Origin of the sequence: Kitasatospora sp. NPDC004614 (assembly GCF_042873675.1) — a bacterium.
Classification (GTDB): domain Bacteria; phylum Actinomycetota; class Actinomycetes; order Streptomycetales; family Streptomycetaceae; genus Kitasatospora.
Genome location: NZ_JBIALR010000008.1, coordinates 202,181 through 215,913, shown reverse-complemented (window position 1 = coordinate 215,913; position 13,733 = coordinate 202,181). Strand labels below are relative to the sequence as shown.

Genomic DNA, 13,733 nt, shown 5'->3' with positions numbered 1-13,733 from the left:
GTGCTCACGCCCCTGCCTTCGAGAGTGCGTCGTCGGTCGGGCCGCCCTGCGCGGGCAGCTCGGCCTCGTGGAACTCCAACTTCTGCCGGCGGTTGGCGATCAGCCCCTCGGGGCGGAAGCGCATCAGCAGGATCAGCGCGACGCCGAACGCCAGCAGCTGGTAGGACTGCAGGAACTGGAGCTTCGCCGGGATCAGGAACAGCAGCGCCGCGCCGACCAGCGGACCGCTGATGGTGCCCATGCCGCCGAGGATCACCGCGGCCAGCAGGAACGCCGAGTTCGGCGGGACCGGCCCGGCGAACTGGTACTGGTCGGGGGAGACCGCGCCCGCCACGTGCGCCTGCACCGCGCCGGCCAGGCCGGCCAGGGTGGCGCCCAGCGCGAAGGCGATCAGCTTCACCCGGAAGCCGTTGATGCCCATCGCCTCGGCCGCCGTCTCGTCCTCGCGGATCGCCACCCAGGCGCGGCCGATCCGGGAGTTGGCGACCCGGCCGAACACCACCACGACGATCGCGGTGACCACCAGCATCAGCAGCAGGTAGTTGCCGAACTTGCCGAGCTGGACGAAGCCGAAGTCGTGCGGCTGACCGAAGTCGAAGCCGAACAGGTTGACGTCGGGGATCGCCGCTACGCCGTTCGGGCCGTTGGTCAGGCTCGGGCCGGAGCGGCCGTCCAGGTTGTTCATGGCGATCCGGAAGATCTCACCGAAGCCGAGCGTGACGATCGCCAGGTAGTCGCCGCGCAGCCGCAGCGTCGGGGCGCCGATCACCACGCCGAACACCAGCGCGGCCAGCGCGCCGATCAGCACCGCGAGCGGGAACGGCAGGTGCAGGCCGCGGAACACCGAGTACGGCGAACCGGAGACCAGCGCGGCCGCGTAGGCGCCGACGCCGAGGAAGGCCACGTAGCCGAGGTCCAGCAGACCGGCCAGGCCGACCACCACGTTCAGGCCGAGCGCCACCGTGGCGAAGATCAGGATGTTCGCCCCGATCAGCACGTACGTCTCGCTGCTCTGGGTGAACGGGAACGCGCCCGCGGCGGCGAACGCCGCGCCGGTGGTCACCGCGCGGTGCCGGGTGGTCAGTTCGCTCAGCCGGCCGACCGCGCCACTGGCCAGCAGGGCGGCGGTGGCGAAGACCGCGAGCAGCAGGAAGCCGATGAACAGCTCGCCGTACTCGGTGGAGATGCCGAACTCGACCACGCCCAGGCCGAGCGCGAACACCGCGGTGATCACCAGGATCTCCGCCCAGGACGGCAGCGCGCGGGCGGCGGGCAGCGGGCGCTCGATCCGGCCGATCCGCAGCCAGGCGTCCAGCAGCTGCCAGAGCCGGAAGCCGAGGATCACGACCGGCACCGCGACGAAGAACCACAGGTTCTCGCTGAAGATCGGCCGGATCCCGGGCGGAACGGCGTTCAGCGCCCAGCCCTGGCCGAAGCCGACCCGCAGCACCAGCGCGACACCCGCGACCAGGTACCACCACCAGGCGACGGGGGCCTGCTTGACGGTGCGGCGGCGGTCCAGCGGCAGGCCGAGCGCGCCGACCACGGCGAGCAGCGAGCCGACCGCGGCGACCCAGCCGCCCGGGTCGAGGTTGACCAGGCCGTCCAGCTCGACGGAGATCGCGATCACCGAGTACCAGCACACCGCGAGGGTGCCGAGGGCGGCGAACAGCACGCCGTTGTGGCTGCCGGACGGGCTCAGCCAGCGCAGGCCCTTCAGCCCGCGGGCGGCGAGCGCCAGCAGCGCGGTCAGCAGGCCGCCGGCCAGTGCCAGCCACTGCAGGCCGGCCGGGGAACCGTAGTAGGTGAGGTCGCCGGGGAACCGGTCGGTCCAGGTCCAGGACATCGCCGCCGACGCGGCGGCCAGCACCCCGCCGGCCACCGCAGCGGCGAGCGCCGCGGTGCCGGGCAGCGGCAGAACGGGCTCGGTCTCGTGGGAAGTTGCTTTCATGGTGTTCACGCCCGATCCGCGACGCGCTCGCCGAGCAGGCCCTGTGGCCTGACCAGCAGCACGACGATCAGCAGGACGAACGCCCACACGTTGGCCCAGGCGCCGCCGCCGAGCTGGTGCATGCCGGGGACGTTCTGGATGTACGCGGTGGCCAGCGATTCGGCGACGCCGAGGACCAGCCCGCCGAGCATCGCGCCGTAGATGTTGCCGATGCCGCCCAGCACGGCGGCGGTGAAGGCCTTCAGACCGGCCAGGAAGCCCATCATGAAGTCGACCTGGCCGTACCGCAGACCGTGCGCCACGGCCGCGACCGCGGCGAAGGCCGCGCCCAGTGCGAAGGCGATCACGATGATCCGGTCGGTGTTGATGCCCATCAGCTTCGCGGTGTCCGGGTCCTGCGCGGTGGCCTGCATGGCCCGGCCGGTGCGGGTGAAGCGCACGAACGAGGCCAGGATCAGCATGCACAGCGGCGCCGCGGCCAGCAGGAACAGGTCGTTGCGCTGCAGGTGGAACAGGCCGAGGCTGACGTTGGCGCCCTCGAACTGCGGGAAGGAGATGGCCTTCTTGGCTCCCGGGTAGAACGCCCAGACCACCTGCTGCAGCGCGATGGACAGGCCGATCGCGGTGATCAGCGGGGCCAGCCGGGGCGCGGTCCGCAGCGGCCGGTAGGCGAACCGCTCGGCCGCGGTGGCGGTGAGCACGGAGGCGATCACGCCGCCCAGGATCATGACCGGCAGTGCCAGCCAGAGCGAAGTGCCGTGCGGCAGCGCGGCGTAGGCGGTCAGTGCCCCGAAGCCGCCGATCATGAAGATCTCGCCGTGGGCGAAGTTGATGAGTTGGACGATGCCGTAGACCATCGTGTACCCGATGGCGATCAGGCCGTACATCAGGCCGAGCATCAGTCCGTTGGCCAGGTTTTGCGGCAGTTCGTGCACCGCGGGCCTCCGTGGATAGGGGGGTATGAGGAGGCGGGGGGCACTTGTGGCGCCCCCCGCCGGACATCGGCTGGTGCGGTGCGGAATCAGCCGGTGTAGGTACCGCTCTTGACCGCCTTCCACTCCCCGCCCTTGACGCTGTAGACGGTGAGCTGCTTGTTCGTGGTGTCGCCGTACTGGTCGAAGGAGACCTGGCCGGTGACGCCGGAGAAGTTCACCTTGGCCATCTCGGCCAGCACCTTGGTGCGCAGGTCGCTGGGCACCTTGCCGCCGTTGTGCTCGACCGCGGCCTTGACGGCCTCGATGAGCGACCACGCGGCGTCGTACGAGTAGCCGCCGTACGCGGAGTACGCGTCCTTGTAGCCGGCGGCCGAGTAGTCGGAGATGAAGGCCTTGGCGGAGGGCAGCTCCTCCACCGGGGCACCGACCGAGGTGGCCAGGTCGCCGTCGCTGTTGTTGTTGGAGAGCTTGATGAACTCGGCGTCGAAGATGCCGTCGCCGCCCATCAGCGGGATCTTCGCGCCGGCCTTCTTGATCTGGTCGGAGAGCGGGCCGGCCTCCGGGTACTCGCCGCCGTAGTACACCGAGTCGGCGCCGGAGGCGGCGACCTTGGTGGCGACCGCGGAGAAGTCCTTGTCGTCCGGGTTGATGTGGTCGGTGCCGGCCACGGTGCCGCCGAGCTTCTTGAACTCCTCCTGGAAGATGGCCGCCAGGCCCGCGCCGTAGGTCTTCTTGTCGTCGATGACGTAGACCTTGGTCTTCTTCGCCTCGGTGAACAGGTACTGGGCGGCGTACTTGCCCTGCACCACGTCGGTGGTGGCGGTGCGGAAGTACGAGGCGTACGGGCGGGTGAACTTGCTGCTGCCCCAGTCCGGGCCGAGCGACAGCTCGGGGCTGGTGTTGGCCGGGGAGACCTGGGTCAGCTTGGCGTCGTTGAAGACCTTCTGCATGGTCTGCGAGACGCTGGAGTTCAGCGGGCCGACCACGCCGATGACGTCCTTCATGTCGACCAGGGCGGTGGCGTTCTGCTTGCCGGAGGTCGGGTTGGCCTGGTCGTCCTTGGCCTCGATGGAGAAGGTGACGCCGGGGACCAGGTTGTCCTTGTTGGCCTTCTTGGTGGCGAGTTCGGCCGAGTTCCTGATGCCCAGGCCCAGCGCGGACAGCTTGCCGCTGATCGGGGCGTCCACACCGATGACCACCTTGGTGGTGCCGCCGGCCTTCCCGCCCTCCGTGGACTTGTCACCGCGCGAGCCACAGGCCGAGAGGGTGAGCGCTCCGGTAACTGCAATGGTCACGACAAGAAGTGAGCTCTTTCGCACGACGGGGGTCTCCTTCTGGACGGAAGACACGCGCACAGGGCTGGCGGTGCCGGAACGCGTCGACCGAGCCCGAAAATCGGACAGACGGTGACTGGGCGTGACTCTAGACCGGGCGCGGCGGCTCGGGCAGAGGGGCGAGAGAGGCTGTGATTCTCTTGTTATGACCACGCCGGAAGTTGATCTCTGTGCGCGGTCGAAAAATCCCAGGTGGAGCCCTCGATTCCGGGCCCCACTCCGAGGAGTGAACGGTGAGGGTTCTCAACTCCCTGTTCAGGCTTGGGAACTCCGCTTATCGAACAGGTTTGTCCGGGTCGGTCGGGCTGGTCGTCGGCGTCCGATTATCGGGACTGTCGCAGGTGGCGTGCAGGGCGGTGGACAGGTCGCGGGCGTACGAGTCGCCCAGGATCTCGCTCTGGGTCTCGATGGCACGCGTGTTACGCAGCGTGACGTCGAGGAAGGGCATTCCGGCGTCCGCCGGGGCGGCCGAGCAGTCCGTCACCCGCAGGCCGACCCGCAGCGAGACCGTCTGCCCGGGCGGCACCGTCTGCGGCAGCCAGCCCGCCACCGCCACCGACAGCCCGCGGTAGCCCTGGCTCACCGCCAGCACGTCCACCGGGCCCGCGCTGGTGTTGTGCACTGTCAGCGACAGCGCGAACGAGTCCTGCCAGGACGGCAGCGGGCCGCCGTATTCGAACCGGGTGGCCTGTGAAGGGAACGGCAGTGCGAGCTCCGACGGCGCCGGGCCGGCCGCCGCCGAGCGGTCCAGCGCGTGACGGACGGTCAGGGCGAGCGCCAGCGCCAGCAACAGGCCGACCACCAGCGACTTCTGACGCAGACTCAGCAGACGTGGCGGCTGGTCGGCGTTCCTCCTGAACTGTGTCCAGGTGCCCTCGCCCGGCTCCACCGGGCCGAGGAACCCTCCTGGTTCGCCCGGTCTTTCGCTCTCTGCGGACATGACGGCGCCCCCTCGTCCAGCCGAGATTTCCCCTACCGGGGAGTGGCCAAACACCGGGGGCGCGTAGGGAGTTGGGGATCTACGGGTTACAGGTCGCGCAGCATGCAGGTCAGTCGGCAGCTGGTGATCCGGCGGCCGGTGTCGTCCGTCACCGCGATCTCGTAGGTCGCCGCGGTGCGGCCCTTGAACACCGCCGTCGCCACGCCCGTCACCAGGCCGGAGGTGGCCGAGCGGTGGTGGGTGGCGTTCAGGTCCACGCCCACCGCGTAGCGGCCCGGGCCGGCGTGCAGCATCGCGCCGATCGACCCCAGGGTCTCCGCGAGCGCGGCCGAGGCGCCGCCGTGCAGCAGCCCGTACGGCTGCTGGTTGCCCTCCACCGGCATGGTGCCCACCACCCGGTCCGGGGAGGCCTCGACGATGGTGATGCCCAGCTTCTCGCCCAGGTGCCCGCCGGAGAAGGTCTCCGGGCTCACCCCCAGCTTCGCGAAGTGGTCCAGCACGTCCTGGGGCACGTTCAGTACGGGCGCCGCGTCGGTCATGGTGCTCCTGTTCGGGGGTTCACTTCGTCTGTGCGCGTCGATCGTACGACTGTCTACCCGCCAGTAGGGAGGTGCTCCGCGCCGCGCCGGGAGATGTCGGCCACGGGCCATAGGATCGTGGAGGCAGTGCAATCCGGCAGGAACAGGACGTGACGTGGCGACACAGGGTGCAGGCAAGAGTGCGGCCGAACGGCCCCGGCTGATGCTGCTGGACGGGCATTCGATGGCCTACCGGGCCTTCTTCGCCCTGCCGGTGGAGAACTTCTCCACCACCACCGGCCAGCACACCAACGCGGTGTACGGCTTCACCTCGATGCTGGTCAACACCGTGCGCGACGAGGCACCCACCCACCTCGCGGTCGCCTTCGACCTCTCCCGGCAGACCTTCCGCGCCGCCGAGTTCCCCGAGTACAAGGCCAACCGCGCCAAGACGCCCGACGAGTTCCGCAGCCAGATCCCGCTGATCGGCGAACTCCTCGACGCGATGCGGATCCCCCGGCTCACCGCCGAGGGCTTCGAGGCCGACGACATCATCGCCACCCTGGCCACCGCCGCCGCGGCCGAGGGCTTCGAGGTGCTCATCGTCACCGGCGACCGGGATTCGCTGCAGCTGGTCAACGAGCACGTCACCGTGCTCTACCCGACCAAGGGCGTCTCCGAGTTGACGCGCTACACCCCCGAGAAGGTCGCCGAGAAGTACGGCGTGCGCCCCGACCAGTACCCGGACCTCGCGGCGCTGCGCGGCGACCCGTCCGACAACCTGCCCGGCATCCCCGGCGTCGGCGAGAAGACCGCCGCGAAGTGGGTCAACCAGTTCGGCTCCTTCGAGGAGTTGGTCAACCGGGCCGACGAGGTCAAGGGCAAGATCGGCGAGAAGCTCCGCGAGCACCTCGACTCCGTCAAGCGCAACCGGGTCCTCACCGAGCTCGTCCGGGACGTCGAACTCCCGCTCGCCGTCCCGCAGTTGGAGCGCACGCCGTTCGACCGGGAGGAAATCGCCCGGCTGATGGAGGCGTTGGAGTTCCGCAACCCCAACTTCCGCGACCGGGTGCACGGCATCGACCCGGCCGGCGCCGAGAGCGCCGCCGCCGAGATCCCCACCGGCCCCGCCGTCGAGGGCGACCTGCTCACCGAACCCGGCGCGCTCACCGCCTGGCTGGAGGAGCACACCGGCAAGGGCGAACGCACCGCGCTCGCCGCCGACTACGCGTGGGCCCTCGGCGCAGGCGAGGTCAAGCAGGTCGCGCTCGCCACCGGCACCGCCGCCGCCTGGTTCGACCCCGCCACGCTCGACGAGAACGACGACCGGGCGTTCACCGCCTGGCTCGCCGACCCCGAGCGCCCCAAGGCCCTGCACATCGCCAAGCAGGTCATCCGCGCCTTCGCCGAACAGGGCTGGCAGTTCGCCGGCGTCAGCGCCGACACCGCGCTCGCCGCCTACCTGGAGAAGCCCGGCCGCCGCACCTTCACCCTCGACGTCCTCGCCGAGGAGTACCTGGCCCGCTCGCTCGCCCCCGCCGCCCAGGCCGAGACCGGCCAGCTCAGCTTCGACGCCGACGAGCCCGACCCCACCGCCGGCGCCCAGGCCCTGATGACCGAGGCCCGCGCCATCCACGACCTCGCCGAACTCTTCGACACCCGGCTCACCGAGGTCGGCGCCGACAAGCTGTTCCACGACATGGAACTGCCCATCGCCGAACTCCTCGCCCGGATGGAGCGCTACGGCATCGCCGCCGACCGCGCCTGGCTGCAGGGCCTGGAAGCCCAGTTCGCCGCCGAGATCCAGCGCTGCGTCGAAGAGGCACACGCCGCCGCCGGCCGCGAGTTCAACCTCGGCTCGCCCAAGCAGCTCCAGGAAATCCTGTTCGGCGACCTCAACCTGCCCAAGACCAAGAAGATCAAGACCGGCTACACCACCGACGCCGACGCCCTCACCTGGCTCGCCACCCAGACCGACAACGAACTCCCGGTCATCCTGCTCCGCCACCGCGACCAGGCCAAGCTGCGCACCACCGTCGAGGGCCTGCTCAAGACCGTCTCGCCGCAGGGCCGCATCCACACCACCTTCAACCAGATGGTCGCCGCCACCGGCCGGCTCTCCTCCCAGGACCCGAACCTGCAGAACATCCCCGTCCGCACCGAGGAGGGCCGCGCCATCCGCCGCGCCTTCGTGGTCGGCGAGGGCTACGAGTCGCTGCTCACCGCCGACTACTCGCAGATCGAACTGCGCATCATGGCGCACCTGTCCGAGGACGAGGCCCTGATCGAGGCCTTCGCCTCCGGCGAGGACCTGCACACCACCGTCGCCTCCCAGGTCTTCGCGGTCTGCCCCGACTCCGTCGACGCCGAGATGCGCCGCAAGATCAAGGCCATGTCGTACGGCCTCGCCTACGGCCTGTCCGCGTACGGCCTGTCCCAGCAGCTCGGCATCAAGCCCGGCGAGGCCCAGGGCCTGATGGACACCTACTTCGAGCGCTTCGGCGGCGTCCGCGACTACCTGCAGAACGTCGTCGAGGAGGCCCGCGCCGTCGGCTACACCGAGACCCTGCTCGGCCGCCGCCGCTACCTGCCCGACCTCACCAGCGACAACCGCCAGCGCCGCGAGATGGCCGAACGCATGGCCCTCAACGCCCCCATCCAGGGCTCCGCCGCCGACATCGTCAAGATCGCCATGCTCCGCGTCGACGAAGCCCTCCGCGCCGCCGACCTGAAGTCCCGCATGCTGCTCCAGGTCCACGACGAAATCGTCCTCGAACTCGCCCCCGGCGAGCGCGAACAGGTCGAAGCCCTGGTCCGCGAACAGATGGCCGCCGCCTACCCGCTGCGCGCCCCGCTCGACGTCTCGGTCGGCATCGGCGCCAACTGGGAGGCCGCCGCCCACTGATCCCTTGCGGCGCGGCCCGGCCGGTCCCGAGACTGGCCCGGTGACCGAATCCCGCGCCCCCTTCGCCGACAGGCCCACCCTGGTGGGCGAGAAGGTCCTCCTGCGTCCCGTCCGGCCGCAGGAGGACCTTTCCGCGCTCCGTACCACGCTCGACGACCCGAAGGCCCCCGAACGGGCCAGGGCGACGGAGCGCCGCACCGTCAAGTGGTGGTACCACAGCCGCAACAGGCAGGCCGACCGGCTCGACCTGATCGTTGTCGACCGGTCCACCGATCGCGGCGTCGGCGAGATCGTCCTCGACCAGTGGGACGAACCCAACAACTCCTGCACCCTCCGCATCGCCGTCGCCCCCGACGGCCGCGACCGCGGCTTCGAGACCGAGGCCCTCCGCCTGCTCACCGACCACGCCTTCCGCGTCCTCGGCCTCCGCCGGGTCTCGCTCTCGGTCCGCATCCCCGGCCACAGCATCCAAAGCGCCTGCCAGCAGGCCGGGTTCAGAGTCGAGGGCGTCCGGCGGAAGGCCGTGCGGTACGGCGATCGGTGGGCAAACGTCATCGACATGGCGGTCCTCGCGGAGGACTGGGGCCACGAACTGCCGTCCGGTCCCGAGCCCGAGCGCACAGGCGACCCCGAGCTCAGGCTCACCGCCGCCGAGTGGACCCGGCTCCGCGACTACCTGCGGCGCTACGTCATGACGGAGCTCGACCAATTCGAGAACTGGCGCATCGATACGCAGTACGGTCCGATCGCTGTGACACTCACCAACGACTTCCCGGAGGACACGGACCATCGGATATGGCACGCGATCTGATCCGGCCGCCCGAATAATCCGATTGCGGTCGGTCGGCCGGTCCTCGGAGACTGGCCGAATGACTGATCAACTTCCCGCGCCCGCCGCCACGTTCGCCGACAAGCCGACGCTGGAGGGGGAGCGGATCGTTCTCCGGCCGGTCAAGGCCGAGGAGGACCTTCCCTGGCTGCGCGTCATGCTCAACGACCCGGAGGTGCTCAAGTACACCTCGAGCGAGTACACCCCCGTCGCGCCGGAGTGGGACGAGGTGATGGAGAAGCGCATCGTCGCGTGGTACTCCACCCGCAACACGCAGACCGACCGCCTCGACCTGATCATCGTCGACAAGTCGACCGGCCGCGGCGTCGGCGAGGTCGTCCTCAACGAGTGGAGCGAACCCAACCGCTCCTGCAACCTCCGGATCTGCATCGGCCCCGACGGCCGCGACCGGGGATTCGGCACCGAGGCCGTCCGGATGGCCACCGACCACGCCATCCGCGCCCTCGGCCTGAACCGGGTCTCGCTGGGCGTCTACGCCTTCAACGGGCGCGGCCAACGGGCCTACGAGAAGGCCGGGTTCAAGGTCGAGGGCGTCCGCCGGCAGGTCCTGCGGTACGGCGACGAGTGGATCGACGACATCGACATGGCCGTCCTCGCGGAGAACTGGCTGTAGTCACTTGCGTGGGTTGGCCCGGCGGGTGGGTTCGGCGGTGGTCGGGTCCTCCGGCCAGGGGTGGCGGGGGTAGCGGCCGCGCAGGTCGGCGCGGACGGCGCGGTAGCCCTCGCGCCAGAACGCGGCCAGGTCGCCGGTGACGGCGGCCGGCCGGCCCGCGGGGGAGAGCAGGTGGACGGTGAGCGGGGCGCGGCCGTCGGCGAGGGCGGGGGCGGCGTCCCAGCCGAACAGCTCCTGGAGCTTGACGGCGAGGACGGGGCGGTCGCCCGAGTAGTCGACCCGGATCCGGCTGCCGGTGGGCACGGTGATCCGCTCGGGGGCCAGCTCGTCCAGCCGGCCGGCCTGGCCGCTCGCCCACGGCAGCAGGCGTTGCAGCGCGGCGGCGGTGTCGATCCGCTCCAGGTCGGCGCGTCGCCGGGCCCGGGACAGTTCCGGCTCCAGCCACTGCTCGGCGGCGACCAGCAGCGCCGCGTCACTCACGTCCGGCCACACCCCGCCGAGGGTGCGGTGCAGGAACGCCAGCCGCTCGCGCAGCCCGGCCGCGGCCGGCGGCCAGTTCAGCAGGGCGGAGACGCCCTCGCGGGCGAGGCCCTCCAGCAGCGCGTCGCGCACCAGCGCCGGGTCGGGCGCTGTCAGCGGCACCGCGGCGAGTTCGATCGCGCCGAGGGTCTCCACCCGGCGGGCCGTCACCTCCCGCTGCCGGGCCGACCAGCCGACCTCCTCCCGCCCGTCCAGCAGCGGACCGCCCGCCCGGCGGGCCGTCGCCTCGTCGATCGCCACCGCCCGCAGCACCCGCGCCGACGGCGACCCGGCGGGCCGGTCGGCCACCGCGATCGCCAGCCACCCGCCGGCCGGCAGCCGCGATCCGGCCTGTACCTGGGCCGCCGTCCCGGAGGCCATCAGGTACGCGCCCTCGCCGCCCTCCCGGGCCCGGGCGATCCGTTCCGGGTACGCCAGGCCGACCACCAGCCCGACGGCCGCGGCGTCGGGGAGCCCGCCCGACGGCCCGTCGACCTGCTGTTCCAGCCGCCGGGTCTCGTCCTTCCACCGGCGTGCGTACGGGTCGTTGCTCTGCTTGACGGTGCGCCAGATGTGGGCCAGGTCGTCGCCGAGGGCGCGCGGCGGTTCCTCGGACAGCAGTGCGACCAGCTCGGCGGCGCGCCGCGGGCCGACGGCTGCGGCGCCGTCGAGCAGCGCGCGGGCCAGCCGGGGGTGCAGGCCGGTGCGGGCGATCGCCCGGCCGCGGTCGGTGGGGCGGCCGTCGGCGTCCACCGCGTCCAGCGCGCGCAGGGTGGTGCGGGCGGCGGCCATCGCCCCGGCGGGCGGCGGATCGGGGAGGGTGAGGCCGGTGGCGTCCGGGTCGCCCCAGCAGGCGGCCTGCAGGGCGAACGAGGTCAGGTCGGCGAGCGCGATCTCCGGCGTCGGGAAGCGCGCGGCGCGGGCGTCCTCCACCTCCGCCCAGCACCGGTACACCGTGCCGGGGGCCTCGCGCCCGGCCCGGCCGGCCCGCTGCCGGGCGGCGGCCAGCGAGGTGCGGACGGTGACCAGCCCGGACAGACCGCGGGCGTGGTCGGTGCGCGGCTCACGGGTCAGCCCGGAGTCGACCACCACCCGCACGCCCGGCACCGTCAGCGAGGACTCGGCGACCGAGGTGGCCAGCACCACCCGCCGCCGCTGACCGGCCGCCAGCGCCGCGTCCTGCACCGCCTGCGGCGCCTGCCCGTGCAGCTGCAGCACCTCGACGCCGTCCAACTGCCCCGCCACCCGGGCGATTTCGCCCACGCCCGGCAGGAAGCACAGCACGTCCCCGTCGCGCTCGGCGAGCGCCCGGCGGACCGTCGCCGCGACGTGCGCGAGCAGCACCGGATCGACCTTCGTCCCGTGCGGCGGGCGGACGGTGCCGGGCGGCGGCGCCCACACCGTCTCCACCGGGTGCGAGACACCCTCGGCGGCCACCACCGGCGCGCCGTCCAGCAGTTCGGCCCAGGCGTCGGTGTCGGCGGTGGCCGAGGCCAGCAGCAGCCGCAGCTCCGGGCGGAGCGCCGCCCGGACGTCCAGCAGGAACGCCAGCGCGGTGTCCGCGTCCAGGTGCCGCTCGTGGCACTCGTCGAGCACCACCACGTCCACGCCCGGCAGCTCCGGGTCGCGCTGCAGCCGCTGCAGCAGGACGCCGGTGGTGACCACCTCGACCCGGGTGTCCGGGCCGACCCGGCGCTCGCCGCGCACCGTGAACCCGACCCGGCCGCCGATCTGCTCGCCCAGCAGCCAGGCCATCCGCCGCGCCGCGGCCCGCACCGCCAGGCGGCGCGGCTCCGCGACCAGCACCCGGCGCGGCGGGCCCGGGAAAGCGTCCAGCAGCCCCGCCAGCGCGAGCGGCACCAGGGTGGTCTTGCCGGTGCCCGGCGGCGCGGACAGCACCGCCGCGCCGTACTCCTCCAGCGCCTCGGCCAGCGCGGGCAGCGCGGTGCGGACCGGCAGTTCGAGCCCCCCGGTGCGCACCGTCAGCCGTCCCGGCGGGCGACGAAGATCGCCGTCCCGGGGATGTGCTGACCGCGCAGCGGACTCCAGCCGCCCCACTCCTGCTCCAGCTCCTCCGGCCACTCCGGCTCGATCAGGTCGAGCAGCACGAACCCGGCCCCCACCAGCTCCCGCACCCGGTCGCCCAGCGTCCGGTGGTGCTCGACGTACGTCGCCACACCCTGCTCGTCCTGCTCCACGTACGGCGTCCGGTCGAAGTACGAGGACGACGCCGTCAGGCCCTCCTCCCCGGGCTCGTCCGGGAACGCCCAGCGGATCGGGTGCGTCACCGAGAACACCCACCGCCCGCCCGGCCGCAGCACCCGGTGCACCTCGCGCATCAGCCGCTCGGTGTCCGCGCTGAACGGCACCGCGCCGTACGCCGAACACGCGTGGTCGAACGAGCCGTCCGCGAACGGCAGCGCCGCGCCGTCCGCCTGCACCACCGCGACCGGCTCCAGGCCGCGGCCCAGGTCGATCCGCCGAGAGTGCTGCAACTGCCGGTACGAGATGTCCAGCGCCACCGGCCGGGCCCCCTGCGCCGCCAGCCAGCGCGAACACTGCGCGGCCCCCGAACCGATCTCCAGGATGTCCGCATCCTTCAGCGCGGCCGGCTCACCGAGCAACCGCACCTCGGCCTCGTCCACCCCCTCCGGACACCAGGTGAACCGGTCGTCCCCCAGGAACTCCCCGTGCTCGTCCTGGTAGTCGTCCGCGTTCCGGTCCCACCAGTGCCGACTCGCCCGGCTCGACTCCACCTCACCGACCTCCCGGCGCAGCGCCTCGTCGCCGTCGTCCTCCTGATCGGACTCGACGTGGTAGGCGCTCGGGACGTCGTACCCGGCAGGGTCGTAGTCGCTGGGCTCGATGGGACCGGGGGTGGTGGAGTGGTTCATGGAATCCGTCACGTAGGCTATGGATCGCGGAAGCGCCACTGCCGCGGAGCCGGTCCTTTGCTGGGCCGGGTCGGGCTGTGGCATCCGGGGTAGGGCCGGTGTTCGAGCCGCCGCGAGGTGCGCCTTCGGAGGATATGGCCTGATCCGTCCCGGCCTCTACCGGTCTCGCCGACTTCGGCATTGACCGTGTCCGGGTGTCCCCGTATGCTACAAGTTGCGCTGCGGGCCTGCGCGCCTCGGACGGAGCAGGTCGCGCTCGCATCTGTCGAAGACC

The 13,733-nt window shown here is 71.9% G+C and carries 10 protein-coding genes; 3 read left to right on the top strand and 7 right to left on the bottom strand.

Annotated features, from left to right (window positions below; all coding sequences use genetic code 11):
• Positions 1-4 precede the first annotated feature (4 nt).
• From ACFYST_RS19425 to ACFYST_RS19405, 5 genes are all read right to left on the bottom strand, one after another.
• Complete coding sequence (locus ACFYST_RS19425; RefSeq protein WP_387863882.1) at positions 5-1,951, bottom strand: branched-chain amino acid ABC transporter permease; 1,947 nt, start codon at positions 1,949-1,951, stop codon at positions 5-7.
• Between the two features lie 5 nt (positions 1,952-1,956).
• Positions 1,957-2,886 carry a branched-chain amino acid ABC transporter permease gene (locus ACFYST_RS19420; RefSeq protein WP_387645765.1) on the bottom strand — a complete coding sequence of 310 codons (930 nt, stop codon included), beginning with the start codon at positions 2,884-2,886 and terminating at the stop codon, positions 1,957-1,959.
• An 86-nt stretch (positions 2,887-2,972) separates the two neighbouring features.
• Positions 2,973-4,205 carry an ABC transporter substrate-binding protein gene (locus tag ACFYST_RS19415; RefSeq protein WP_387645762.1) on the bottom strand — a complete coding sequence of 411 codons (1,233 nt, stop codon included), beginning with the start codon at positions 4,203-4,205 and terminating at the stop codon, positions 2,973-2,975.
• Positions 4,206-4,494: 289 nt separating this feature from the next.
• Positions 4,495-5,160, bottom strand: a complete 666-nt coding sequence (locus ACFYST_RS19410; RefSeq protein WP_387645761.1) for a Tat pathway signal sequence domain protein — start codon at positions 5,158-5,160, stop codon at positions 4,495-4,497.
• A gap of 86 nt (positions 5,161-5,246) precedes the next feature.
• Positions 5,247-5,699 carry a PaaI family thioesterase gene (locus ACFYST_RS19405; RefSeq protein ID WP_073813597.1) on the bottom strand — a complete coding sequence of 151 codons (453 nt, stop codon included), beginning with the start codon at positions 5,697-5,699 and terminating at the stop codon, positions 5,247-5,249.
• A gap of 202 nt (positions 5,700-5,901) precedes the next feature.
• Here ACFYST_RS19405 and polA point away from each other — a divergent pair, with 202 nt between their 5' ends.
• The 3 genes from polA to ACFYST_RS19390 are packed head-to-tail and all read left to right on the top strand — an operon-like array spanning position 5,902 to position 10,046.
• Positions 5,902-8,583: a DNA polymerase I gene (gene polA, locus ACFYST_RS19400; protein ID WP_387863974.1), complete on the top strand. Its 2,682-nt coding sequence runs from the start codon at positions 5,902-5,904 to the stop codon at positions 8,581-8,583.
• A 40-nt stretch (positions 8,584-8,623) separates the two neighbouring features.
• The gene (locus ACFYST_RS19395; protein WP_387863880.1) at positions 8,624-9,394 is read left to right on the top strand and encodes a GNAT family N-acetyltransferase; all 771 of its coding nucleotides are present in this window, start codon (positions 8,624-8,626) and stop codon (positions 9,392-9,394) included.
• Positions 9,395-9,452: 58 nt separating this feature from the next.
• On the top strand, positions 9,453-10,046 hold the full coding sequence (locus ACFYST_RS19390) for a GNAT family N-acetyltransferase (RefSeq protein WP_387863877.1): 594 nt from the start codon (positions 9,453-9,455) through the stop codon (positions 10,044-10,046).
• On the opposite strand, the gene hrpB is transcribed toward ACFYST_RS19390, so the two are convergent.
• Together hrpB and ACFYST_RS19380 are read right to left on the bottom strand one after the other, a co-directional pair.
• A complete protein-coding gene (gene hrpB / locus ACFYST_RS19385; protein WP_387863874.1) occupies positions 10,047-12,545 on the bottom strand; it encodes an ATP-dependent helicase HrpB in 2,499 nt (832 codons plus the stop codon).
• A 2-nt stretch (positions 12,546-12,547) separates the two neighbouring features.
• Positions 12,548-13,471, bottom strand: a complete 924-nt coding sequence (locus ACFYST_RS19380; protein ID WP_387863871.1) for a class I SAM-dependent methyltransferase — start codon at positions 13,469-13,471, stop codon at positions 12,548-12,550.
• Between the last annotated feature and the right edge of the window lie 262 nt (positions 13,472-13,733).